At 57.5% G+C, this 23,755-nt stretch carries 20 protein-coding genes; 4 read left to right on the top strand and 16 right to left on the bottom strand.

Translation table 11 applies throughout. From position 1 onward, the window contains the following. Positions 1 to 272: 272 nt before the first annotated feature. Complete coding sequence (locus tag FG381_RS03585; RefSeq protein ID WP_139687575.1) at positions 273 to 2,045, top strand: HNH endonuclease domain-containing protein; 1,773 nt, start codon at positions 273 to 275, stop codon at positions 2,043 to 2,045. A 118-nt stretch (positions 2,046 to 2,163) separates the two neighbouring features. Here the strand turns inward: FG381_RS03585 and FG381_RS03590 are convergent, their stop codons facing one another. Then, positions 2,164 to 2,634, bottom strand: coding sequence for a Dps family protein (locus tag FG381_RS03590; RefSeq protein WP_139687576.1), 471 nt, complete (start codon positions 2,632 to 2,634; stop codon positions 2,164 to 2,166). A gap of 386 nt (positions 2,635 to 3,020) precedes the next feature. Here FG381_RS03590 and FG381_RS03595 point away from each other — a divergent pair, with 386 nt between their 5' ends. From FG381_RS03595 to larC, 3 genes are read left to right on the top strand one after another with little or no spacing between them, the layout of a single operon-like run. Next, positions 3,021 to 3,956 (top strand): AraC family transcriptional regulator, encoded by a 936-nt coding sequence (locus tag FG381_RS03595; RefSeq protein ID WP_139687577.1) that lies wholly within the window; start codon positions 3,021 to 3,023, stop codon positions 3,954 to 3,956. Between the two features lie 52 nt (positions 3,957 to 4,008). Further along, entirely contained in the window at positions 4,009 to 4,698 is a 690-nt protein-coding gene (larB, locus tag FG381_RS03600) for a nickel pincer cofactor biosynthesis protein LarB (protein WP_139687578.1), read from the top strand. After that, positions 4,695 to 5,447 (top strand): nickel pincer cofactor biosynthesis protein LarC, encoded by a 753-nt coding sequence (gene larC, locus FG381_RS03605; protein WP_139687579.1) that lies wholly within the window; start codon positions 4,695 to 4,697, stop codon positions 5,445 to 5,447. The genes larB and larC overlap by 4 nt, the downstream gene beginning before the upstream one ends. 97 nt (positions 5,448 to 5,544) lie before the next feature. On the opposite strand, the gene FG381_RS03610 is transcribed toward larC, so the two are convergent. The 15 genes from FG381_RS03610 to FG381_RS03675 form a co-directional block, all read right to left on the bottom strand. Beyond that, the gene (locus FG381_RS03610) at positions 5,545 to 6,639 is read right to left on the bottom strand and encodes an AraC family transcriptional regulator (protein WP_139687580.1); all 1,095 of its coding nucleotides are present in this window, start codon (positions 6,637 to 6,639) and stop codon (positions 5,545 to 5,547) included. Positions 6,640 to 6,819: 180 nt separating this feature from the next. After that, a complete protein-coding gene (gene arcC / locus FG381_RS03615) occupies positions 6,820 to 7,746 on the bottom strand; it encodes a carbamate kinase (protein ID WP_139687581.1) in 927 nt (308 codons plus the stop codon). A gap of 177 nt (positions 7,747 to 7,923) precedes the next feature. Beyond that, the gene (locus FG381_RS03620; RefSeq protein WP_139687582.1) at positions 7,924 to 8,952 is read right to left on the bottom strand and encodes an aspartate/ornithine carbamoyltransferase family protein; all 1,029 of its coding nucleotides are present in this window, start codon (positions 8,950 to 8,952) and stop codon (positions 7,924 to 7,926) included. Between the two features lie 184 nt (positions 8,953 to 9,136). After that, positions 9,137 to 9,910, bottom strand: a complete 774-nt coding sequence (gene allE, locus FG381_RS03625; protein ID WP_139687583.1) for a (S)-ureidoglycine aminohydrolase — start codon at positions 9,908 to 9,910, stop codon at positions 9,137 to 9,139. A gap of 434 nt (positions 9,911 to 10,344) precedes the next feature. Next, on the bottom strand, positions 10,345 to 11,529 hold the full coding sequence (locus FG381_RS03630; protein ID WP_265575139.1) for an NCS1 family nucleobase:cation symporter-1: 1,185 nt from the start codon (positions 11,527 to 11,529) through the stop codon (positions 10,345 to 10,347). Between the two features lie 44 nt (positions 11,530 to 11,573). Then, a complete protein-coding gene (locus tag FG381_RS12845) occupies positions 11,574 to 11,771 on the bottom strand; it encodes a cytosine permease (RefSeq protein ID WP_265575140.1) in 198 nt (65 codons plus the stop codon). Positions 11,772 to 12,193: 422 nt separating this feature from the next. Further along, positions 12,194 to 13,552 (bottom strand): allantoinase AllB, encoded by a 1,359-nt coding sequence (gene allB, locus FG381_RS03635; protein ID WP_139687584.1) that lies wholly within the window; start codon positions 13,550 to 13,552, stop codon positions 12,194 to 12,196. Between the two features lie 17 nt (positions 13,553 to 13,569). Further along, positions 13,570 to 15,021 (bottom strand): YfcC family protein, encoded by a 1,452-nt coding sequence (locus tag FG381_RS03640; protein ID WP_139687585.1) that lies wholly within the window; start codon positions 15,019 to 15,021, stop codon positions 13,570 to 13,572. Between the two features lie 325 nt (positions 15,022 to 15,346). Then, on the bottom strand, positions 15,347 to 15,757 hold the full coding sequence (locus tag FG381_RS03645; protein ID WP_139687586.1) for a TlpA family protein disulfide reductase: 411 nt from the start codon (positions 15,755 to 15,757) through the stop codon (positions 15,347 to 15,349). A gap of 46 nt (positions 15,758 to 15,803) precedes the next feature. Next, entirely contained in the window at positions 15,804 to 16,481 is a 678-nt protein-coding gene (locus FG381_RS03650; RefSeq protein ID WP_226960264.1) for an ABC transporter ATP-binding protein, read from the bottom strand. A 2-nt stretch (positions 16,482 to 16,483) separates the two neighbouring features. Further along, positions 16,484 to 17,683, bottom strand: coding sequence for an ABC transporter permease (locus tag FG381_RS03655; RefSeq protein ID WP_139687587.1), 1,200 nt, complete (start codon positions 17,681 to 17,683; stop codon positions 16,484 to 16,486). Positions 17,684 to 17,716: 33 nt separating this feature from the next. Beyond that, the gene (locus FG381_RS03660; protein WP_139687588.1) at positions 17,717 to 18,118 is read right to left on the bottom strand and encodes a DUF4418 family protein; all 402 of its coding nucleotides are present in this window, start codon (positions 18,116 to 18,118) and stop codon (positions 17,717 to 17,719) included. An 83-nt stretch (positions 18,119 to 18,201) separates the two neighbouring features. Continuing rightward, on the bottom strand, positions 18,202 to 18,693 hold the full coding sequence (locus FG381_RS03665) for a rhodanese-like domain-containing protein (protein WP_139687589.1): 492 nt from the start codon (positions 18,691 to 18,693) through the stop codon (positions 18,202 to 18,204). Positions 18,694 to 18,907: 214 nt separating this feature from the next. After that, positions 18,908 to 20,881, bottom strand: a complete 1,974-nt coding sequence (locus tag FG381_RS03670; protein WP_139687590.1) for a cytochrome c3 family protein — start codon at positions 20,879 to 20,881, stop codon at positions 18,908 to 18,910. Between the two features lie 686 nt (positions 20,882 to 21,567). Then, positions 21,568 to 23,706, bottom strand: coding sequence for a sensor histidine kinase (locus FG381_RS03675; protein ID WP_228025692.1), 2,139 nt, complete (start codon positions 23,704 to 23,706; stop codon positions 21,568 to 21,570). Between the last annotated feature and the right edge of the window lie 49 nt (positions 23,707 to 23,755).

Genomic DNA, 23,755 nt, shown 5'->3' on the forward strand with positions numbered 1-23,755 from the left:
GGAGCTCCTTCAGAGAGATTCACATCCCTTGCGAAGTCGACTCGGGGTCCGGGCTGCATCAGTATTTGTTCTTTTATGCGTCAGGCCATTTTAACTAGTTCTTTTGAATGTTCGGTCTAAAAATCAGGCAATGACTTACGGGAAAACATGCATTCAATCGACTGATAAGGGACGTTCCTATATTAGATTCAGGGTTTTCCTGTGTGCCTGAAGCTTGAGTTTCCGCAATACGCTTCTCCTTATCCTTAGTCCCTCTTCGTCATCCAACCCAAGTGACTCTTTTCTCCTCAAGCCTCACTCAGGAGTCCTCCACGGAGCATCTCTTCAGGACGCTCCTTCTTAAATGGATTCCTGCCAGCACCCGTGCGCTGGAGCTCGGAAGCGCACGCTTCGCAGCCCCGCTCGCAGAAGCCGATGTCTGCGTCACGGTCACGGCGGATGCGGACGCTCCGGACGAAGAAAGCGGCCGAAGCCCCGGGCTTGAACGCATTCCGCTTCACTTTCCGCTCGGCAAAGCCGATCGGGAGCGCTATGGCGAAGCTCTTGAAGAGGCTTCTTTCGATGCAGTCGTCCTTGACGGGCTGAAGGAAGCGTTCACTACGGATAAGCTTCATGAACTCGTTCGCGAAATCGACATGGTTCTCAAGCCTTCCGGCGTGGCGCTCATTCTGCTCGATGCGGCTTCTCTGCCTCAATGTCTCTCGCCCGAGTTCGTCATTGCGCTCTTCGAACGCTTCGGGTTTGCGCTTGCGGAAAGAAAATCTGTCCAATCCCCCGTAAAGCAAACCTCCGCCGGACTGGTTTTCGTGCGCGATGCTACCAGGGTGCGGGCAAGGAAAAGCCTCCAGGGGCTTCTCGAAGAGGACCGGAAAACCACTACCTATAAGCTCGCGCTTATCAAGGCGCTTGCCGAAATCAACCTTTCCAACTCTGCCCGCGTACGATATCTCTCGCCGACGGACATGGATCGATACCTCCTTCGGTCGAAGATTCCGGATGCGCCTCATCAGGCGGCAATCCCGATGGGGCTCATTATTGAGCGCGTCGCAGCGCTTTACTGGCAGATCTACCGCAGGCATGCGCTCAATGAATCGGCGCCGCTTCCCGCTCAAATCGGGGGCGGCAGACGCCTCGAATTCGAGGAGCCTCTCAAGGCGCTCATCCGCCTCTACCAGGGCGACTGGCTCGCCTTCAGAAACGACTTCTACCTGGGAAGGCTCGCGGCCGGATCCGCACGCAGTCTCGCCTTCATCTCTCTTGCCCGGGCAATCAACAAAGCGCTTCAGCGCGGTCCCATCTTCTATGCCGGAAATTCCCTCGGCAATGATTCGAGCGCCATTGCCGGAAAAGACGGGAACCGCCTCTTTCGACTCGCAAAGGGAGCGGGCTTTCGATCGCTCGAAGAAGCAATCGCTCCCGCGCTCCTCGACCGGGCGGCAGGGACCTTCTACCTTCCCTCCGAGCTCTGGCGCGAACTCAATGTCTCTGCGCCCTGGCTCACGGAAGCCATCACGATCCGCTGGGCGAGGCTCTCGTCGGACTTTTCCCGCGGGGCCATGTCGCCCGGCGCCGTGGTCGACTTGATGACGCCGCCGGAAGACATGCGCGACACGAATTGGTCCCGGGGGCTCTTTCTCGAGCGCATCCGCACGGGGAACCTCCATTCCGTCTGGTCCGGCGTGGAGCTTTTCCCCAAAACGCTCGCCGTCGACCACATGATCCCGTGGTCGCGCACCCATACGAACGATCTCTGGAACCTTATGCCGGCCGAAACAAAGGAAAACGGCCAAAAATCCGACGGGGTTCCTTCTGCTCACTGTCTTGACAGAGCGGCAGACCGGATCATCCGAACCTGGAAGCTTTATGAAGGCTCATCCATGGGCACGCTCTTTCGCGCACAGGCTGAGTCGACGCTCATGGGCCGGGCGCTTCCTCAGAAAGACTGGGAAACGCCGATGATGGACGCGCTTCTCAGAAGCGCCGACGAAACGGCGCTCCAGTATGCCTGCCGCAGGTGGGAGCCTCCTCTGAGAGAGAACCTTTGAGGGCGAGACTTCCAAATAACGAAAGAGCGCTCATGATCCCTGACAAATTCAGGATGATGAGCGCTCTTCTTTTTTAAGCCCGCGCCCCGCTCCGAAGGAGCGGGTGCGAACTGAGGCATCAGGCCTTCGCGGAGCAGCAGCCTTCCTTAACCGCATCCGCGCGCATGGCGGAGAGGAACCAGAGTTCCTTCGCGTAGCCCGCGAGATAGCCTTCGAAAATGCCCTGCGTCTGGAAATCGTCCTCTTCAGCAGCCGCATTGCGGATTTCGCGTGCGAGCTTCGCCATCTTCTTCATGTCGGCTTCGACTTCCGCAACGACTTCGCAGGAAGAGAAGAGGCGCGGCGAAACTTCTTCGATCACGGAAAGCTCCACGCTCCCGCGAAGGGTCGCGTGCGGCATTTCGCCCTTCATCTTCAGAAGCTCGGCGACTTCGTCGTAAGCGTCGAAGGCCTTGTCGTAGAGAGCTTCCGTGTACTCATGGAGGGGCTTGAAGAGCTTGCCGGTCACATTCCAGTGGAGGTTGTGGAGCTTCACGTTCCAAACGAGCAGGGAGGCGACGTAAGCATTGAGTCGTTCAGTATTCGTCATTTTTATGGGTCCTGTTGCGATGCATTTAAAACTATCAATAACCGTCTCTTGATGCATCTTGTTTATCGATAAGCCGATATTACATGTTAAATCTATCGATGTCAATATTTTGATAGTTTTTATCAAAAGATAAGCTGAGCAATGCTGCCAAATCCAATCAAATTACTGCCCCAATCTCTCAAATTACCCTGTCCAAAGAGAGGCTGAATCTGCCTGAAGCCCGCGCATTCCCCTGATTCCTTGATGCAATAAGAGAGCGCTTACGTCATTCACCCACCTTGCAAACTGCCCAATCCTGCTTATCATTTGGAATATCACTCTTCCTGGCAGGATGCACCTGCCGGACATTCATTCGACGAATCTTTCCAACCGCTCATCCAACTGCCATGTCCGACATTGATCATCAGATTGCCGACATGCTTCAGGCGCTCAAGGCACTTAATCCTCAGAGAGGATCGCATGAGACGAGCGTCCCCGGCTTCTTCACGCACCGGCACGAGTGCGAGATGCCGCTCACCTGCTCCTGCGGGGAGCTCGCCTGCTCGCTCATACTTTCCGGGTCGAAGAGCTCGCTCATCTGCAACCGGGAAATCATTTATCACTCGGGCGAAGGGCTCCTTTCGGGGGCGGCGCTCCCGAGCGCCTACCGCGCGCTCAATGCTTCGCCCGAACATCCCTTCTATTCGATTTCGCTCCGGCTCGACCGGGCGCTTCTCATTGAGCTCGCCGAAAGCATGACGGCGGCGGACGCCCAGCCTCAGCCGACGCAGGCCTGCTTCGTCTTTACGCCCTGGAAGGATCTTCTTGAGGATTTTTCCAGGCTTATTCATCTCGCGGCGAACCCCGATCAGGTCAAGGTGCGCGCTCCGCTCGTGATCCGGGACCTGCATTATCTGCTCCTCACGGGCGCTACCGCTCCGCGACTTCTGCCGCTTCTTCGCGACGCCGCCCCCGCGGGCGCCATCGTGCGCGCCGTCTCGTGGCTCCGGGCCAATTTTGCGACTTCCATTGCAATTGAGGAGCTCGCGCGCATGCACAACATGTCGACCTCGAACTTCCATCGGCAGTTCAAGGGCCTCACGGGCATGAGTCCCCTCCAGTTTCAAAAGCAGATCCGGCTTTTTGAAGCGCAGCGCATGATGCTCGCGCAGCACGCGCAGGTGGCTGAAGCCGCCTATGCCGTCGGTTACGAAAGCCCGACGCAGTTCGTGCGCGAATACAAGCGCCAGTTCGGCGACTCGCCCCTGCGGGATGTACGCCGGCGCCGCACGGCCTTTGCAGCTGCCGACCGCTTCGGGGTCGAAGCCGATGAGGCCGCATGACGGACCTCCGACGGAACAGCCGATATTTCAGACCTCTCTTTCAAAAAAAAACATGTCCCATTCCACCGTTCGCTTCGACCTCGACCGTCCGCGCCGCATCGGTCTTCCTGAAGCGGTGTTCTGCGCAGGGAAGCCCCGTTCAGTGCTCATTGAGCTCTTTGAACGCTTCGGGAGTCCCGATGCTGAACCCATTCTCTTCACGCGCCTTGAGCCCGGCTTTTTTGCCGAACTCCCGGAAGACCTCCGGAAGAAATACAACTTCGACCCGCTCTCCCGCACGGCATGGAACGCGAAACTCCCCGCCCGCCCCGGAAAAGCCGCGCTCGTTTCCGCCGGGAATGCCGATGCGAGCGTCCTGCACGAAGCCGCCCGCACGCTCGAATACCTGGGCTACGAAACCGCTTTCTTTGAAGACTGCGGCGTCGCGGGACTCTGGCGCATTCAGTCCGTCATCGACGAAATCAATGCGTGCGACGTCGTGATCGTGGCGGCGGGCCTTGATGCTGCGCTCGCTTCCGTCATGGGAGGCCTCACCGAGAAGCCCCTTTTTGCCGTCCCCACATCGGTAGGCTACGGCATCGCCGAGGGCGGCATGACGGCGCTTCGCAGCATGCTCGCCTCCTGCGCGCCGGGCGTTGCGGTCTTCAATATCGACAACGGCTACGGCGCAGCATGCGCTGCGGCACGGACGCTCAGGCTCCTCACGACCCATTCCTCGAAAGAAGCAATCACCCAACCATGACTGAATCCTCGATTCTTGCCGTCCGCATTCATGCGGGCTTCAATGCGGGCGCCTTCCTCTCCGGCCTTCTCGCGCTCAACGATCTTCCCGGCGGCATGGCGGGCGCGTACCTGCGCATGCTCTTTCCCGCCATTGACTGCGGCCTTGAATATGCGCCCCGCTACGTCAATTCCATCCGCGGCATGTCAGCGCGAATTCTGGCGCCGAAGGAGCACGCCCACCGGCATCCGGCAGACATCCGGGCGATCTACGACAAGAGCCGGCTCTCGGATGGCGCGCGCGCCCTTGCCGACCGCGTCTGGCAGGTGCTTGCCGGAGCGGAGGCAAAAGTGCACGGCATGACGATGGACGAGGTGCATTTTCACGAAGTCGGCCGCATGGCCAATATTCTCGCCATCGGACTCTCGGCAGAACTCTTCCTCAAAATGAACATCTCGCGCATCGTTGCAAGCCCCATTCCAATGAACGAGGGCGAAGTCGAATGCGCCCACGGGCTTCTCCCCTACCCGGCTCCGGCCATGTTCACGATGCTCGAGGGCGTTGCCGTCAGAGCATCCTCTGGCAAGGGGGAGCTCGTCACCCCGACGGGACTCGCGATTCTGAAGGGATTCGGCGCCGAATTCGGTCCCTGGCCCGAAATGACGATTGAGAAGGCGGCTCAGATCTTTGTCTGGGGTTCGTCCTTTGAGGGCGTCCCCAACGGCTCGCGCTTTTTCCTGGGTTCGCCCGCGCCTGCGGCTGCCGAATAAGACCTTAGGCCCGCCCATTCTCCTTTTGAAAGAAAAGCCTCCGTCCGGCAGGAGCCGGTTCCGGAGGCTTTTCATCGATTGAGGCGCAGCGCTCAGATCAGGTCGGCAGCTGCCGGATCCTGCGCCGGTAGGCGGCCGGCGAGCACCCGAACCAGCGCGAGCACGAGCGCGAGAAGTTGCTCGGATCCGAGAAGCCGATCGTATAGGCAATCTCCGTGATCGACCGTTCGGTATGCGCGAGCGCATCGTGCGCGAACTGCTTCTTATGCTTGTCAACGAGGTGAACGAATACGGCGCCCTCTTCCTCAAGACGGCGCTGCAGGGTGCGCGCGGACAAATTCAGACGGCCGGCAACATCCGGAATGCGAACGCTCTCGCCCGCTCTCAAAAGGGCTTCGATTTCCTCTTCGACGCGAACGGTGAAGGAGAACTGACGAACACGATTGAGATACTGGCGGACAACCTGCTCATTGGCCTCGCGCAGCATGGCGTTCTGAGCGGCATAAGGCTCCATCACATCGTGATAGGCAAAGCGAATCGTTGCACGGTCCGAGCTCTTGGTGTCAACAGCACAGCCGAAATATTCTTCAAGACGCGAGACTTCCGCCCGTTCCGCACGGGAAAGCGGAATCCTCACTTCAACAGGCGTCACGGCATGCTGAGAAAGCGAGTTGGCCTGCCTGAAGATGAAGGCAAGAACGCAGAGAAGCGCCGCATGACGCGCTTCATACCCATGAAGGGTCTTAAGGGTGAGCGTCGACCCGGAACTGTCGTGCGCGAGGCTCGCGTCCATCGTCGTTGAAATCACCTTGGCGTAGCGAGCCGTCAGGTCGAGCACCTGGGCGAGCGAATGACTCGTAATGATGGCAAGCCCAAGACCGTGGAGCGTCGGCGCCTGCATTTCCTGTCCGCACTTGAGGCCGATAAGTTCATCGCCCGTTGCGCTGATGAGCGCCTCCCAGAAGCGGCGCACGTTCATCGCCGGGAAGCGCGCATCGGGAACCGTGAGGAGCGAAGAATCCATGCCGACGCGCTTCAGAATGGCTTCGGGCTCAACGCCGTAGCCTCGCGCGGTCTGGCAGATCGACCGGATCCAGCTTGCAAGAATGCTGTCGCCGAGGGGCAGATGCGCATCATCATCAGGAATAGGCTTCCCCTCGAGCGGAAGAGGAAGACGAATCTCATCGGACATATCGGGGAAAACCTCCTTTGGGTTCGGACGTTTACGGTACCAGAAAAATCCGCCGCTTGCGGCAGTCTATCAAGGCACCCGCGAAAAAAAAGCCGGCCGAGGTAAACCCTGGGCCGGCCCAAAAACGCGGAGGAAAAAATCACATGCTCGAATCTATCGCTTCAGATTCGATCAGGAGCATCAGCCGTAAATGACGCCCTCTTCTTTGACGACGCGGGTGCCGGCCTTGCCCGCGAGAATCTTGTCGATCTCGGAAAGGGCGCCGATCACAGCGGTCTTGCCCGTCTTCTCGACGAAGCGGCAGGCAGCCTCAACCTTCGGCCCCATCGAGCCCTTGGCGAAGCCGAATTCGCGCAGCGACTTCGGATCGGACTGAACGATCTTCTTCTGATCGGGCTTGCCCCAGTTGATGTAGGCGCCGTCAACGTCAGTGGCGATGACGAAGAGATCAGCATCGAGGGAGGCTGCGAGCACGGACGAAGCGAGATCCTTGTCGATCACGGCTTCAGCGCCGACGAGCTTGCCGTCCTTGTCGAAGTAGGTCGGAACACCGCCGCCGCCGCAGCAGATGACGATGTGGCCGTTTTCAACGAGAGTCTTCAGAGGAGCGAGACCCCAAATGCGCTTCGGATCCGGGCTCGGAACCACACGGCGCCACTTGTCGTTGTCGGGAGCGATCGTCCAGCCGTGCTGCTTGGCGAGCTGTTCGGCTTCTTCCTTGTCGTAGACGGGGCCGACAGGCTTCGTCGGATTCTTGAAGGCGGGATCTTCAGGATCAACCTGCGTCTGCGTGAGAATCGTCGCGAGCGTGGCGGTCTTCGGCACGTAGTTGACGAGTTCCTGCTGAATCATGTAGCCGATCATGCCGACCGATTCGGCGCCGATCACGTCGAGCGGATACATCGGCACTTTCTTGTAGGCATTGTTCTGGAGAGCAAGAAGGCCGACCTGCGGGCCGTTGCCGTGCGTAATCACGAGCTCGTTGCCTTCATAGGCCTTGGCAATCTGCTTGCAGGCGATGGAAACGTTTTCGCGCTGGTTTTCGCAGAGCATCGGCTCACCGCGCTTCAAAAGGGCATTGCCGCCCAGAGCAATAACAAGACGCATGACTGAAGAATCCTTTCTGGAGAGTATTGGGTTCAAGAGGCCGGAAGCGGTGTCCGGCCTCTGTGAAGAGACGCTTGAACCCTTAAGCAGCAGAGCCCGAATGAATCAGGAAATATCGGTGTCGTCTGCTGCTTGTTTTCCGGGTCTAAGCGGATCCCCTGCTAAGGGCTAGCGGGATCAGTTGACGCCGACGACGGCAGCGAGGAGCGCCATGCGCAGAGCGACGGAGAAGCCGATCGCGCGGAAGTAGAGCTGGTGCTCGGTGTTGTCGATGCCGAAGTCGAATTCGCCCGGGTTGCGCGGCAGCGAGTGATGCACGCCAACGGTCTTGCCGGTCTTCGCCTTGATGTTGCGGAGCATTTCGAGCGAGACGTAGTAGTTGGCCATCTTCTTTTCGAAGTCGGCGCGGTTCGGGTCATCCTTCTTGACCGAGCAGCCCGGCAGATAGATGAGGTCGACGTTCTTGTCGGCGTAGAGCTCTTCGTTCTGCTTCATCGTGAGGTCGAAGTGCTCTTCGAAGTTCGCGTTCATCTTGATGAGCTTCTGACGAACGACGTCCGGGGTGCGCAGTTCGCTCGTGCCCGTGTAAATGATCTTGGCGCCCATGGCGGCAAGAGCGAGGGCGAAGGACTGGCCGGAGCGGGCACGCGAGAGGTCAGGCGTGGCGATGGCGACGGTGACCTTGGAGAGGTCGCCGAAAGCGCGCCAGCAGGTGTAGGAGTCGAGCAGACCCTGGGTCGGGTGCGTGACGTGGCCGTAGCCGCCCGAGATCACCGGAGCGCAGTGGCCTTCGATTTCCTTAAGGGCGCCGAGGGCTTCCTTGTCGTCCGGGTGACGCATGACGATGACGTCGGCGTATTCGCTCGTAACGCGCAGGCTGTCGGCGAGGGATTCGTTCTTCGCAACGGAGGAGTTGTGCGTCGGATCCGCTTCCGTGATCACGGAGCCGCCAAGACGATGCATGGCGTTTTCATGCGAGCAGCGGGTGCGGGTGGAGGGCTGGAAGAAGAGCGTGTAGAGAACCTTGCCGCGCAGCAGGTCGGTGCCGGTGCGCATGAACGGTTCGAGCATTTCAGCAGCCTGATAGAGCGAGAGGATTTCTTCGCGGGAGAAATCGTCGAGGAACGTGATGTTGCGGCCCTTCATGTGGGTGCCGGCGAGCGCTTCACGGATATCAAGGTGCTTGAAGTTGCTGTCGAGAGCCATGGTGAAAATTCCTTGGGTGTTGGCTTATTTGCTATTGAAAAAGGTGCTTCTCGTCGCGGAGAAACAAGCGGCGGAATCTGGAATGAAAGGGATGGCTTCAAAGACAGGGGGGGAAGGAAGCCATCCCCTTCGCAGACGTTCGATGCCGGCAGGTTCTCCGGTCGACCGCTTTAGAGGAGATCGATTAGATCTCGACGTCGCGGTTGCAGTCCTTCGAATAGATGTAGGAGAACGGGCCGCGGCCGATGCCGTAACCGGCCTGAACCGAGAAGGCGCCCATCCAGAGGAAGTCTTCCTTCTTCGTCGTGTACCAGGTGTCGTCGAGGAGGTACATGCCTTCGCCTTCGTAGATGTAGGCGCCGTGCTCCTGAACGTGCGTTTCGCAGATGTTGTGCGAGGCACCCGGATCAAAGGAGAGGATGTGCATGTTCATGTCGAAAGCTTCTTCAACAGGGAGGAAGTCCTTCACGTGAACGTTGGCCATGCCGTCGTAGTCGCGGAAGGCGACTTCGTTGATGTTGCCGAAGACGCTCCAGGGCATGAGTCCCTTGGGATGGGGGATGTAGCGCTGCTTGTAAAGAAGGATGCGGCCTTCCTTGCCGTTGACGTTCTTGAAGCCGATGCCCTTGCCCGGAGCGGAGTAGGCATAGCCGCCCTGCGTGAGGACGCGCTTTTCGCCGGCGACGTCGACTTCGAGTTCGACTTCACCGTCAAGAACATAGATGAAGGCTTCTTCGTGTTCCTTAGCGCCGTAGGGGTAATCCGTGTGCGCCGTGGCGCCCAGGGTACCGATCAGCTGCACGAAGCCCGCGCCGATCTTGGGCGAGCAGAGAATCGTCATCTTGGCGTCGACGATTCCGGGAACCGTATTGATCACGCGGCCCTGGGGGGTAATGATCGCAAAGTCCGCCTTGACGACTGAACGGTTGGAAAGCAGGTCCTGAGGATAACCAGGCATCTGAAACTCCTTCAACTAACTGTAAGAGTGGTTGCTTTTTTCGCCTCGAAGCCCTTGGCAGCATCCTTGAGTTCCGGCCCTGCCCTGGCTTTGATTTGATCTTCGGAAAGCGTGTTCCGTTGAATTGAACTATAGGCGCTAAATGACTTTTCTCATGCGCCCACCGCGTCAAGGTCATGTCATTACGCGACACGCATCTACATCGTTTTCTCTTATTACTTTATTTATTTTTTATATTTTTCAATATGTTTAAAAACATTACCCGACAAATGCCTTAGGGTTAACATGACGCTCGATATCAACTTATGACATGTCACTTGTCTTTTTACGCCACGAAAAATAACAAAGAAAAGGCGCTGCGATGGGAAGAACAACTTCCCGCCGCAACGCCTCAATGCCCTCGTTTCAGGGACTTTTTTTCTCAAGGAGGATGGTTAGTCGCGAATAATGTCGGAATGCGCAATCCAGCGATAGACGCCGGCAGCCATGAAGGCGCCGATGAAGAAGGTGAAGTTGCCGATGCCGCTGCCCGAATCAAGCATCATCGCTGCAACGCTCGCAATGCCCGCGGGAATGAGCGCAGCTACAGCCTTCCAGTTGACGCCGTGGCGGTACCAGTAGCTCCCTTCCCGGCTGGTGCTGTAAAGGTCGTGCACGACAACGTGACGGCGCTTGATGTAGTAGTAGTCGATGATGAGGATGCCGTAGACGGGGCCGATGAGAGCGGCGAGAACGTCAACCGTAACGTGAATCACCTCAGGCGAGCTGAAGAGATTCCAGGGCAGGAGCGCGACCGAGAGAACAGAAGCCACAAGACCGCCCGTGCGCCAGGAAATGTATTTCGGGAAGATGTTCGAAATGTCGAATGCTGCCGAAACGAAGTTGGCGACAATGTTGACGCCCACCGTGGCAATCAGCATCGTGAGGCCGAGAATCAGTACGGCCGTCTTGTTGTCGAGCTTGCCCATGACTTCAATCGGGTCGACGATGAGTTCGCCGAAGACCACGGGAGTTCCCGAAATCGTCACCACAGCAATGAGAGAGAAGAAGACGAAGTTGACGGGAAGACCCCAGAAGTTGCCGCGCTTCATCTGCGAGGGACTCTTTGCGTAGCGCGAGAAGTCGCCGAAATTAAGCGTCGGTCCGCAGAAGTAGGAGACCACCAGTGCAGCGCCCACAATCATCGTCCAGATGGTTTCGCTCGCGGTCATTTCCTTTTCGGTGAGCGAGAAGCTGATGTTTTCCCAGGCAGCTTCACGTACGATCAGCACCATCAGAACGAGCATGGCGATGTAGACAATCGGGCCGGCCCAGTCCATGAAGCGGCGGATCGCTTCCATGTTGCAGAGAAAGAGCGCGGTCTGGAGAACCCACATTGCTGCAAAGCAGTACCACCCGAGCGTCGAAAGGCCGAGGATGTTGTCGTGAGTGAGGCTCACGAGATCAGGCCACTCGTAGAGCACGACGATCATGAGCGCGGCGCTCGCCAGATAGGTCTGAATGCCGTACCAGACGACGGCAATGCCGCCTCGGATAAGCGCCGGAATATTCGCGCCGAAGACGCCGTAGGTCATGCGCGAAATCACCGGGAACGGCACGGCAAGCTTCTGGCTCGGCACGCCGATGATGTTGGCAAGGCCCTGAATAATGACAATGCCGACAATCAGGAAACAAAGACCTGCCAGCCGGCCAGACCGAGCGAGAAGAGCGTGCCGGCAAAGATGTAGCCGCCGGCACTGTGAACGTCCGACATCCAGAAGGCGAAGATGTTGTACCAGTTCCAGGTTTGTTTTGAGGGAAGAAGATCCTTGTTCGCGAGAACACTCTCAGAGAGTGCCTGCGTCGAAGTTCGATCGTCCATGGTATGCACTCCTCGGAAAAGTTTCTTATATGTTGTTTTCTGCAACAACTCGTATTCTCAGAAGACCGGCGCTTCGGGTCGATAGCTTTAGGCGACAAGAAAATGGCTTTTTACGCCAAATAAAAATCTCATTTAACACGTTGTTTTATATGTATTTATTTAGGAAGATTTGTCTCAGAACATTCCCTTACAAAATCATTGGTGGCGTGAAATGACATAAGAAATGCGGCTAATGACTTTTCCTTATGCGGTTTGTCCAAATATTCGGCGGCAGAAAACTTGTTTTTGTGTGCACCAGACCGCTCCTGATCCGGATCTTCCTTGGTAAACAAAAAAGCCGGGGGAGTTGAATGAACTCTTTCCCGGCTTTTTTATTGGAGGCGCCTTTTCAAAATAAGCGCCTCAGCAGCATGAGGTTGTCTTTAGGCGGCAATCGTCATGCGGCGGCCCATCGGCTTTTCGGAAACGCCCTTTTCAAGGCTCCAGGCAAGATTGCCGCGCACGAGGGTGTGCGTGATGCGGCAGTCGATCCTGCGGCCTTCGTAGGCAGAGAACTTGTTCTTGTAGAGCAGATCCTCGGCCTTGAGCACGTAGCTCGATTTCGGATCGATGAGCACGAGGTCGGCATCGAAGCCGAGCGCGATTTCACCCTTGCCCTTCAGGCGGAAGCGGCGTGCGGCTCCGGTGGAGAGCGCCCTGGCGAGCGTTACAGGGCTGATGCCGTGCTTCAGAACCGCTTCGTCAAACATGGCGTCAACGCAGTTCTGGCAGCCGCTGATGCCGCCCCAGGCGTCGAACGCATTGTCCGAAGACTTGAGGTCGAACGTGCAGGGCGAGTGGTCGGAAACGAGCATCTCGATTCGGCCTTCGGCAAGGAGCTCCCACATGCGGCGCTGATGAGCGCGATCGCGGATCGGGGGTGAGCACTTGGCCTTCGGACCGATCGCATCCAGATCCTCAGTTGCAAGGAGGAAGTAGTGCGGGCAGGATTCGAAGCTCGCGTCGACGCCGCGGGCGCGGGCGCGTTCGACCTCTTCAACCGCTTCAGGGCAGGAGCAGTGCGCGATATGAATGCGGCAGCCGGCAGCTTCCGCGATCATGAGCACGCGATGCACAGCCTCGACTTCCGTGAAGATCGGGCGGGAGGCAACGTAGTCGGCAAGAGACTTCTTGCCGCTCGCACGCGCTTCCGCACCGAGGCCGTCCGTGATCGTCGCGTTTTCGCAGTGAACAACGAGGAGACCGTCCTTCTTTGCGATTTCGCGGGCGCCCTGGTAGAGCTCCCAGTCGGTCACGTTTTTGAAGTCGCCGGGCTTGCCGGAACCGCAGGTTGCAACGAAGGCCTTGAAGGCAGCGACGCCGGCGTCCGCGAGGGGCGCGAGATCGGCGAGGTTCCAGGGAACGAGGCCGCCCATCGGGGCGAAGTCGACCCAGCACTGGCCTTCAGCGGACTTCAGCTTGATTTCGAGACTCGGAATATCCGTCGTGCAGGGAATCTGGTTGAGGGGCATCTCGACGAACGAGGTGATGCCGCCCGCAGCCATGGCCTGCGTACCCGTGCGGTAGCCTTCCCATTCGGTGCGGCCGGGCTCGGAGAGGTGCATGTGCGGATCGACCATGCCGGGGAGAACGTATTCGCCGGCGGCGTCGATTTCTTCGCGGGCAGGTTCCTCAATGCGGTTTGAAAGGCGAACAATCACGCCGTCCTTCACGCCGATGTCGAGAGACTCAACGGCTTCAGTCGTAACAACCTGTCCGTTGCGGATGATGAGATCGAGCATTTGCTTCTTTCACTCCATTAGAAGTTGAGGCCAAGCTGCTGCTGCAGGTAGAGCGCGACGCAGCAGATGGCGCCGAGGATGAGCATCAGAGGCGTATAGAAGCGGATCCACTTCGTGTATTCGACCTTGGCGATCACAAGGGTGGCGATGAAGAAGCCGGAGGTCGGGAAGAAGATGTCCGTGAGCTGGCCGCCCCAGGCGTTGGCAGAAACGATGGCCTGCTGCGAAACGTCAAGGAGGGAGCCGAGCGGCGAGAGAATCGGCATCGTCAGAATGGTGAGGGCCGTGGCGCCAGGAATGAGCGCGTTGAAGATGGCCTGTTCCCAGAAGATGGCGATGGCGGAGAGCGCCGGAGGCGTCGTGGCGAGGAGCTGTTCGAGCCAGTAGACGATGGTGTCGGTAATGACGCCCTTGTCCATCACGACGGCGATAGCGGAAGCAACGCCGCAGAGGAGAGCGCCGACCATCAGGTCGCGCATGCCGGCATTGATGTCGTCGCAGATCTGCTGCGCAGTCTTGCCCGCGATGATCGCGGCGATGATGCCGATGGCGAGGAAGAGGCCGCCGATCGCTTCAAAGCCGAGGTTCATCGAAAGGATGAGGTAGACGGCGATCGGGAACATGATGAGGCAGGAGACGCCCGCATAGACCTGACGCTTCGTGAACGTGAGAGCGGCGCCCTGCGTCTTTTCAGCTTCTTCCTGAGCAAACTGTTCCTTGAGTTCCTGGTCGGTATCGTACGTGAGGCTCTTCTTCGGGTCCTTCTTGACGCGGGCCGCGTAGAGCATCACATAAGCGATCGTGACGGCAACAGCGATCACGAGAACAATGGCGCGAAGACCGGAGCCCGAGAACATCGTGATCTGGGCAATCTGCTGACCCATGCCGACCGAACCCGGAATCGTGATGCCGAAGGTGAAGCCGATGCAGGGCGAGAGAAGCGCAACCGCGGTAGCGGTCATGCCGTCATAGCCGAGACGATAGAAGAGCGGGAGGAAGACCGGCAGATAGGCGAGCGAAAGTTCCGGCACGCCGATGAAGGCGGCGAGCATCGAGAGAACGATCATGAGCACCGGAGCCACGAGGAACTCGGACTGGCCGACCGCGCTCGAGAGACGCTGCACGCCGAGGTCGATGAGGCCGGCGCGCTTGATGAGGCCCATGCAGGCGCCAACCATGAAGGTGAGGACGACGATGCCGGCGGCACGTTCAAAGCCGAACGGAATGGCCGTAATGATCTCAAGCCAGCCGGCAGGATTCTGCGCGACGGCATGATAGGTGTTGGCTACGACGAGGTTCTGTACGCCGTGCGCAGTTTCAACGACCTGGCGATCGTACTGGCCGGCAGGAACGACGTACGTGAGCACTGCCATGAGAAGAATGAAGAGCCCGAGAATAATGTAGATGTCGGGCATCTTGAAGCCCTTCTTCTTGGGGGCTTGCAGCGAAGTATCCTGCTTCGGATTCATTTTGCGGTCCTGGGGGGGAGGGTTGATTTTTCCTCAGAATCCGCAACACACAGCTCTGGCGTAATCTGACAGACTATGAGGAAAATGGTTGACACACACAAAGCTTCAAGCTTCTTGATTTTTCCGACTATCCGCTTTGTTCAGAAAGCAATATAGGGTGTTGACCCTAAATCGCACGATGCCGGCGCACGTCAACTTACTGTCAAAATGCGCCACTCATGGTTGTTCCTCATCTCCTCCGACGCATAAAAAAAACGCCTTTCCGAGCCTTCCATGAAGACATCGGAAAAGCGCTTTTTTATTGCGGCTCAATGCCGGCAGAAATTCAGGACTTGGATCCCTCGATCAGAATATTGACGCGTTCGCGCATGGTGTCGGCGTCAACCGATCCGGTGTGCTTCCAGATCGGTTCGCCCTTGGCGTCGTAGAAGATCTGGGCGGGCATCTGATCGATGAGGAAGATGTCCTCAATGCCGCGCCACTTGTCAATGTCGATCGTGACGAATGCAGCGCGATCGCCGTACTCCTTCTGCATCTCTTTCATGAGCGCTTCCATTTCCGGGCAGCTCGCGCACCAGGAGGCGCCGAAATCGACCACCGTCACCTTGCCGGGAACGGGGAACGGATACTTGGGATCATAGTTGCTGTTTTCGGCGGAGTCTGCCGCATGCGCGAAGCCCGTCGAAAGAAGAAGGGCGGCGCTTGCTGCCGCACAGATAATCTCGCGTCTGAACATTTTTTGCGTTCCCTCTGAGATAAAAGAATGGATGGATGAAAGCGCTTCAGGGGCGCAGTTCGAGCTTGCCCTCGGCCATATCGTAGAGCCGCGTCGAAGCGTCGAGACTGAAGGTGTCGTGCGTCACCATCAGAACGGCCCCGCCCTTACGGGCGATAGCGCGGAAAATATCGACAACGCCCCGGGCGCTTGCCGGATCAAGATTCGATGTGGGTTCGTCGGCGACAATCGCGTCGGGAGAACACATGAGCGCGCGCGCAATGGCAACACGCCGGAGCTCGCCGCCGGAAAGCGCGCTCGGGAACTGGCTTCCGAGATCCTTGAGGCCTACCTCTCCAAGAAGCGTCTGCGCCCTTCCCTCGGGCTCCTCGCCTCGATGTCCGGCAAGGTACCAGGGGAGACGAACATTGTCGAGAACGGTAAGCGTCGGAATAAGGCCTGCACTCTGCGGAACATAGCCCACATGCGCATTTCTGAGGCTCGAGCGCTTCGCGTCGTCAAGCTTCGAAATGTCTTCGCCCATGAGGGAGACACTCCCTTCCGTAGGCGGAAGCAGTCCGACAAGAATATTGAGAAGCGTCGACTTTCCGGAACCCGAGCGGCCGAGAACCGTCACGAAGTCCCCGGATGAAACCTGAAGATCCGCCCCTCTTAAAGCCCAGAAAGGCCTTCCGCCGCGTTCGTAGCGCTTGCCCAGCCCTTTGGCCTCAATCAGCATCGTCATGATCAATCCCCCTCGCGCAGCGTCGTGTAAATATCACGCTTCCCGATGCGCCAGGCGGTCGGGAGCGCCGCGAGCGGCACCGTGGCAATGCCGGCGGCCAGGCTTGCAATCAGAGCAAAGACCCAGGCCTCGGGAGCGGGCGCAAGATAAGGCAGCCCGATGGCGCGCGAGATTGCCGTGGAGAAGCTTGTGACCGCAATCGCGCCGATCAGGACGCCGGCTGCAGAACCCGCCGTCGAAATCATGAAGGCTTCCGACATGACGATGCGGATGACTCGCGAGCGCGAGGCACCCAGGGCCCGCAGCGTCGCGAATTCACGCTGCCGTTCGCTGAAGGCAAAGAAGTAGACGATGAGCATGATGAGGGCAGCAATCACCCAGAAGCCGCCTGCAGCGGAATACATCACCGCAACAATCTTCTGAAGCTTTGCCGACGTGTCGCTCATCATGTTGGATGCAAAGACGAAATTCACGTTGGCGCCAAGCCCGAGCTCATCAAAAAGTCCGTCAGAAACCGTAATCGGATCAACGCCCGGATTAACGCGCACAAGGATCGAGGAGAGGCTCTTCGCAATTTCATCCTTTTTGTCGGGGGAGGCAATTTCGCCCAGCTTGCGGGCTGCGTCAATCGTCATGAAGATCGACGAGTCGAACCCCATGCCGGTCGCCGCGAGGCGGCCGACGATTTTGAACTTCTGTCCGTAGAACGTGAGCTCCGTTCCGATGTCGCCGAAAATATAGTCGCCGACGATGACTTCATTGCCTTCGAGAGGCTTCTCAGCCGCTTTGCGAAGCCAGGGGGCAACGACGAAATCCGTTTTTTCATCAATGCCGATGAGCTGCACCTTCACCGAGCAGCACTGAGCATCAAGCGATGAGATGAAGAGCTGCCCCGAGGCCTGAGCCACGCCGGGGAGCTTTCTCACCGTATCAAGAAGCCCGGCGTCAAGATAGAAGGTCGACGGCTCCGCCCTCAGAATGACGCTTTCAATCTTCTTGCCTTCCCCCTGCGGCACGACAAGAAGGTCGGCCCCCATGCGCGCCGAAAGCGATTCAATGCCGGCCTGGAGATTGGCCGCAATCATTGAACCCGAAAAAAGCATGAAGGTGAAAACAGCGGCAATGAGCGCAAGCGAAAGCGAACGCAGGGGCTTTTGCGAAACGTTGGCCGCCGCAATGCGAAGCGTCGTAATCGGTGTCATATGAGGAGGACTCCCTGTAATGGCGGCAGATTGTCAGTGCTGAAGCTTCGAGAGACGCCACATTTCAGCGAGCGCGACGAGTGCAATGAGGGCAGCCGCCACAAGGATTGTCGGCTGCGTCACGGCATGGCACCCCATCATCGGATTGGGGCAAGGCCCGATCAGGACGGTTGTCAGCGCCGTCTCAAGCATGGCCGTGAAAATGATGCCGGCGAGCGCTCCGATGGCGGCCCCTGCAGAAGGCGAAAACACCATGACGACTCCAAGCGCCGCTATGACGAGAGAAGCGCCCGCAGCAGCGCGGGTCATCCAGACGCACTTCATGACGATTTCGCCGTGACAATGCGGCAGCCACCAGAAAAGCGCCGCAGCGAGAATAAGACCAACCGCAGTCATCACGATGCCGCTCACAAATGCGGGACGAGATTGCGACATTTCCGGATTTCCTTCCAAAAAGAATACTCCGGGCAAAAAAACTTTCCCCGGAGAAAACATGGCTGCCCCGAAGGGGGAGTCTTTTATTGCTGCTTGGCGGCCTCGCGCTTCAGACGAGCCGCTTCAATGCCGCGGTCCTTGCGTCCGAGCCCTTCAAATTCGTAGCCGTTCTGCACCCAGCCCTGAATGCCGTCGGGCATGAGGTACACGTTTTCGTAGCCGAGCTCAATCACCCGGAGCGAGGCTTCAAAAGACACATTGCAGAGACGATTGATGCAGTAAAGAATGATGAAGGAATTCTTTTTGTCCGCGGGAAGGAGCTTCTCCCATCCTTCAACATTGGCGTGAATCGACCCCTTCAGATGGCTCTGCTCGTAGATATCCTCGGGATTGCAGTCAAAAACGTACACGCCGGGCTTGCCGAGATTCTTTGCAACTCGGGCAAGCGAGAGCGGAATCGGCTGGCGCTGCTGAACCGCGGCAGTTGTATTTTCCGCAGCCTCTGCCGAGCTCGAAAAACCCGCAGCAGCAAGAAACGCCGCACAAAGAGCGGCAAGACAGGTTGTCTTCATCATGGGGTCCTGGAGGAGAGATAACACTCTGAAATATGACCTTTCGAGCGTATCAGCAGAACATTAAGCGGGCGTTATGAAATACGTTTTCATTGTCTCCGCCAATGAAAACTATATCCATAAAAATTAGACCATTAACCCAAAAATCGAAGCCCCGGAAACTCTTGTCGAGCTTCCGGGGCTTCTTACTCTTAACTCAGAGCGCTGACCTTAAGAATTACTTCTTGGCGGTCTTCTGCTGAGCGTTGAGGATCGCGAGAGCCTGAGCCGTGTAGGTCTGGGCTTCGTCAACGAGCTGCTTCGAGAACTTCGGAGCGTGGACACCCCACGAACCGTCGTCCTTCAGCTTGGCAGCGTTGAGGCGAGCTTCCTCAGCGTAGAGCTGGACCTGGGCGCGGTCGGCCGTCGAGAGCTTCGCAACCTTGAGCATATCCTGGATGTTGCTCAGGTCAGCGATAACCTTGGCGTAGCCTTCCTTGACCGGGGTCTGCCAGGCGAGAACCTTGTTGTAGATGGTCTTCTGATCCTTGAAGCGCATGGATTCAGGGAACTTCGACTGGATCGGGCTGTGGCAGCCCATTGCATCGACAACGTGCTTATCCTGGTAGGCCGTACGACCGCAGGACCACATCAGATCGATGTAGGGACGGCCGTCATCCTTCGTAACGTGCCAGCCCTTCGGGCTGACGAGCTTACGATCGGTGGTGCCTTCCGGCGGATTGATGGTCTTCTTTTCCGGATCAACAAGGATGCGCCAGATGTGGGACGCACGAACGTTGTCGAAGCCGGCGAGGTCAGGACGCTGGATCGAAGCGAAGTTTTCGCAGGAACCCATCTTCGGCATATGGCAGGAAGCGCAGCTGTTGCGGCTGTGCGTACCGCCCTGCGAGAAGAAGTAGGCAGCCGTGGTATGGCAGTCCTGGCATTCCTTCTTCATGTTCGGCACGGTGTACTGCGAGGCCCAGTCATTAGCGGTGACTTCATGCGGGTCGTGGCAGGTCGTGCAGCGCATGCCCTTCTGGTAGTGCTTCGAGTAATGCGACTGCGAGCCTTCCGTACCGCAGGCCGGGCAGAAGGACTTGAAGTACACATTGAACGGGGTCTTGAAGTTGGCCTTGGCGTCGTTCTCGTTGTAGACGAAGCGCTGGTGGCAGCGTTCGCAGTTCGACGGCATGCCGGCACCGCGGGCACCGTAAAGGTGAGCACCAGCGCCGTGGCATTCTTCGCAGCCCACGCCCTTCGTCACGACGTGCGAGCGGAGCTTCTTGGCATCGCCGAGGGCGGCAAAGAGTTCATCCTGGCTCTTGAAGTCGAACTTCCAGGTATGGCAGATTTCGCAGTAGGACGAACCCGGCTGGAACATAGCCTGCTTGCGGTTCGAAGCACCGTAGGAGTTCATGCCCCAGACCTTGGAGCTCTGAGCACCGAAGTCCTCAAGCTTGGTCGGGAAGGTCGGATCCCACTCGTGAATCTTCTTCGCAACTTCAGGGGTGATGTGTTCAGCCCAGTTACGGGAGAACTGGTTGCCGCCGGCAACGATCTTACCGGTCGCCTTGGAGAGTTCACCGCCGTCTTCGATGTGGTAGGTACCACGGACGAGCCACTTATCGACGAAGCCGTACTTCGTACGCGGCGTGCCCATAACGACGAAGATGTCGTCAGCGTTGATGCCTTCAGGCAGAACGCCGGCCTGCGACTTGTAGAGCGGACGCTTGAGGTCGCCCTGAACCATCGGCTCGGTCAGTTCTTCCGGGAAGCGGACGATCTTGTTGTGGCGGGAACGTTCCCACTTTTCGTACTGAGACGGGTGGCATTCGCCGCACTTCTTCGGGCCGACGAAATTGTTCGGCAGATCGAGGAAGGATTCGTACGGGAGGCGGTACGTCACAGCGACCTTGCGGCCGGTGTTCTTGGCGTACTTGTCGCCGCCGCCGAAGTCAACCCACTCTTCCTGGCGGTCGGACATCGTGAACTTACCAACGACGCGGCCTTCCTTGAGGTACTTGAAGTAGGGGTGATTGGCCTTGAGGTAGTCCCAGAAAGCCTTGTCTTGAGCGACATAGCCGTCGAGGGTGCGCGGGAGGTCAACCGAAGTCTGGGCAGCGGGCGCGTCAGCGGCCATGGCGGTGGAAGCCACGAACGCGGCGCTCATGCACGCAGCGAGAGACAGAAGCTTGTGTTGCTTGGTCATTTTTAGCTCCTAGAGGGTCTCTTTAGGGGTTTATTGGATTGCCTGATCTTTCGATTCGGCTTCTTTGAGGTCAAATGCGCGGCCCTCACGGGGGGCGCACCGTCAATCTACTCCTTAATTTCTACTTAAGACAGTTTTCAAAACTTTTCGGCCCCCCTGATTTTGCAATAGCCATTTACACCCATTAATGGGTATACATGTTATCTCTTTTCAGGGTAACATCAACTATTATCCATATAAATCATTGCATTAGTGAATTGTCCATTTTACCGAACGGTTCCCCCTATTCTTCCTGAACGGATATATCCCGTAAGGGGTACTTTTATTCTTAATCCATCCTTAAACATCCTGAAGTCAACAATAATCGGAATTATTCATTCCATTTTTAGAAATTTCATCAGGAGATGACTCATTTCGCAAGCACAAAGAAAGTGCGCAACCTTAATGTGAATTTGAGAATCATTCTCATTTAAAAAATTGAATTTTATGGGAATATAGGGAAAGTCCTAGATGCATTTTCATGCATTTTCTATCGATTTAAATAAATCGATAGTTAAAGAAAACGAAACAAAATTCTCTACCTGTTCGGTTTTCCCGCTTTGCATGCAATACGCAAACAAAAAAATCCCGGGTGCCTGCTCCGATGCAGTCCCGGGATTAAAAAGCTTAAAGGATGGGTTCAGGCTTCATATGCCGTGGACCTGACCATTGGTGCGCAATGTCGGCGACGGGTGCGGTGCGCGTCCATCCATACCGGAAGGCGTTTCTTCCTCCGGCACGCTTGACGGCACGGTTCTTGTTCCGTCGCTATGAAAGATCTGCATCTTGGGCGGCAGCATGGCGTCGGCAAGGTTCTCCCCTTCTTCGGGCTTGCGCGGGAAGGTAATCGTGAAGCGAAGGCCCGCAAGCCCATTGCGTTCGACGGTCACGTGCCCCGCATGACGCTCGGCGATGCTCGAAACAATCGAAAGTCCAAGCCCCATTCCGGCACTCCCCTTGGTCGTCTGCAGAGGCTTGAAAAGCGCCGCGAGCTGCTCATCGTCGATGTAAGGTCCGTTGTCGGCCACGGAAAGCGCCCAGGTCTTTTCGTCCTGCGGCATCAGCATGACCTCAATTTTGGGATCCTCGACGCCTGAAATCGCATCAGCGGCGTTTTTCATGAGATTAAGCACGGCAAGCTCAATTTCCCAGGCATCCACCTCAGCCATCGAATGCGGATTCACGCGAACGATGACTTCCGCTGTCGTCTGGCGCGAGCGTCTGAAGGTGGTGATGGCATTGCCTACAACTTCATAAAGGTCCGTCAGCTTGCGCGGCGGATAGTCATGTTTTGCATAGGCGCGCACGCGATTGACGATTTCGTTGGCGCGTTCGGCCTGAGCGAGGATTTCGCCCAGTGCGAATGTGAAAGCCTTCTCGTCGAACTTTCCCTGCTTTGTGCGCCGGTTGAGGCTCCCCGCAAAATTGACGATGGCGGCCAGAGGCTGCTTGAGCTCATGCGCGATGATGGTCGACATCTGTCCGACTATGCCCGTCCGCTCAAGGTTGGCAATGTGCTGCCGCGACTGCGATGCTTCTGCCTCGATCAGATCGCGCTCGGAGAGCGCACGCCTCAGCTCTCTCGTCTTCACTCGAACAAGCACCGAAAGACTCACGGCATAAGAAACGATGAGGAAGGCCACAAGCAGCGTTAATGCCAGAACTTCCGAATTCTCGCGCATGAAGCGATTGAAGCTCCAGGTAGCGAGGTGTTCGTAGGGCCCCATCTTGAGCTCGTAAAACATGTCGTAGACCGCGCGGTTGACTGCCGGAAGCGCCCACTCGCCGCCATAGGAAAGGCTGCTCGTCGAGTAGAGAATCGTGCTCATCGCCTTCTTCCATGTCGGATCCATTTTCGCGAGCGCACCGAAGGTCCACGATGGATAGGCAGGCGTCGTATGAAGGCACCGCAATGAGTCGTCCGTCCGGGGATTCAGAATCGCGAGATCCTGTTCAATGGATATTTTTCCCTCATTCGCAAGCTGCTCGAGCATGCATGCCGGCAGAATGCCGACCGTCTGCGCGCCTGAAAGCACACCGCGCACGACGGCTTCCGCAGAAAAACCGTAGAAGGTTGTTTTGGCTTGAAGCGCAGAAGCTGAAAGCCCCTGAAGCTGCATGAGTGCAAGCGGCGCCCTCCAGCCGGCGAGCGTTTCGGAACTCAATGCGGCAATTGAAACATCGGCTCCGCCGATGGCGTTCACATTGCGCACGTCCCGCCCTCTTCTTGTAAAGAAGACCCCGGCCTGAGCATCTTCTGCGCGGGAGGCGGCATTGGGCAGAAAATTCGCAAGCGGCTCATAGAGTCCCGCAGACTGCGTGAGGGCAAACTGATCGGCATCGCTCAGAATAAAATCGAGCTGCTCGCTCTGTGTCCCCAACTCAAGCGAATGATCGTCGAGCCATAGAATCTCCACGTTGTCCGACCCAAGTACATATTGAATTTCTTCCAGCGTGAACTTGAGCCACCTCGTCTGCGCGGTGAGTCCGAGAGAGGCCTGGATGCCGATGCGCATCCTGCGCGGGAAATCCACCGTCACGGGAACGGAAAAAAGATCGAGCGGATTGATCTGCGCGTCGCGAATGCTTTCGGGCGCCTCCATCGTTCGAAGTACCGGCGTAATCGCCGCCTTCACGTCCCCGGAAGGCGTCCCGGTCGAGGCCCCCATGCCGATGAAGGAGCTCGCCGCCCCCGAGGCTGGAAGCGAAAAGGCAATTGCAGCCGAGGCAGCAAGGCCGGCGAGAAGCCGCCGCGGGAATATGACATGCCGGTTCGGTGTGTTCATGAAAAACTGTCCGGGGAGATGGAAAATACCGTTCATCGGCGAAGATTCC

Source organism: Sutterella faecalis, from assembly GCF_006337085.1.
GTDB lineage: Bacteria > Pseudomonadota > Gammaproteobacteria > Burkholderiales > Burkholderiaceae_F > Sutterella > Sutterella faecalis.

Bases quoted from the DNA above. Each gene is read 5' to 3' on its own strand.
- FG381_RS03620 (WP_139687582.1), bottom strand. From the start codon at position 8,952: ATGGCTCTCGACAGCAACTTCAAGCACCTTGATATCCGTGAAGCGCTC.
- FG381_RS03675 (WP_228025692.1), bottom strand. From the start codon at position 23,706: ATGAACACACCGAACCGGCATGTCATATTCCCGCGGCGGCTTCTCGCC.
- FG381_RS03595 (WP_139687577.1), top strand. From the start codon at position 3,021: ATGTCCGACATTGATCATCAGATTGCCGACATGCTTCAGGCGCTCAAG.
- FG381_RS12845 (WP_265575140.1), bottom strand. From the start codon at position 11,771: ATGGACGATCGAACTTCGACGCAGGCACTCTCTGAGAGTGTTCTCGCG.
- FG381_RS03645 (WP_139687586.1), bottom strand. From the start codon at position 15,757: ATGTTCAGACGCGAGATTATCTGTGCGGCAGCAAGCGCCGCCCTTCTT.
- allB (WP_139687584.1), bottom strand. From the start codon at position 13,552: ATGCTCGATCTCATCATCCGCAACGGACAGGTTGTTACGACTGAAGCC.
- FG381_RS03660 (WP_139687588.1), bottom strand. From the start codon at position 18,118: ATGTCGCAATCTCGTCCCGCATTTGTGAGCGGCATCGTGATGACTGCG.
- arcC (WP_139687581.1), bottom strand. From the start codon at position 7,746: ATGCGTCTTGTTATTGCTCTGGGCGGCAATGCCCTTTTGAAGCGCGGT.
- allE (WP_139687583.1), bottom strand. From the start codon at position 9,910: ATGCCTGGTTATCCTCAGGACCTGCTTTCCAACCGTTCAGTCGTCAAG.
- FG381_RS03640 (WP_139687585.1), bottom strand. From the start codon at position 15,021: ATGAATCCGAAGCAGGATACTTCGCTGCAAGCCCCCAAGAAGAAGGGC.
- FG381_RS03650 (WP_226960264.1), bottom strand. From the start codon at position 16,481: ATGACGATGCTGATTGAGGCCAAAGGGCTGGGCAAGCGCTACGAACGC.
- FG381_RS03610 (WP_139687580.1), bottom strand. From the start codon at position 6,639: ATGTCCGATGAGATTCGTCTTCCTCTTCCGCTCGAGGGGAAGCCTATT.
- larC (WP_139687579.1), top strand. From the start codon at position 4,695: ATGACTGAATCCTCGATTCTTGCCGTCCGCATTCATGCGGGCTTCAAT.
- FG381_RS03665 (WP_139687589.1), bottom strand. From the start codon at position 18,693: ATGATGAAGACAACCTGTCTTGCCGCTCTTTGTGCGGCGTTTCTTGCT.
- FG381_RS03670 (WP_139687590.1), bottom strand. From the start codon at position 20,881: ATGACCAAGCAACACAAGCTTCTGTCTCTCGCTGCGTGCATGAGCGCC.
- larB (WP_139687578.1), top strand. From the start codon at position 4,009: ATGTCCCATTCCACCGTTCGCTTCGACCTCGACCGTCCGCGCCGCATC.
- FG381_RS03590 (WP_139687576.1), bottom strand. From the start codon at position 2,634: ATGACGAATACTGAACGACTCAATGCTTACGTCGCCTCCCTGCTCGTT.
- FG381_RS03655 (WP_139687587.1), bottom strand. From the start codon at position 17,683: ATGACACCGATTACGACGCTTCGCATTGCGGCGGCCAACGTTTCGCAA.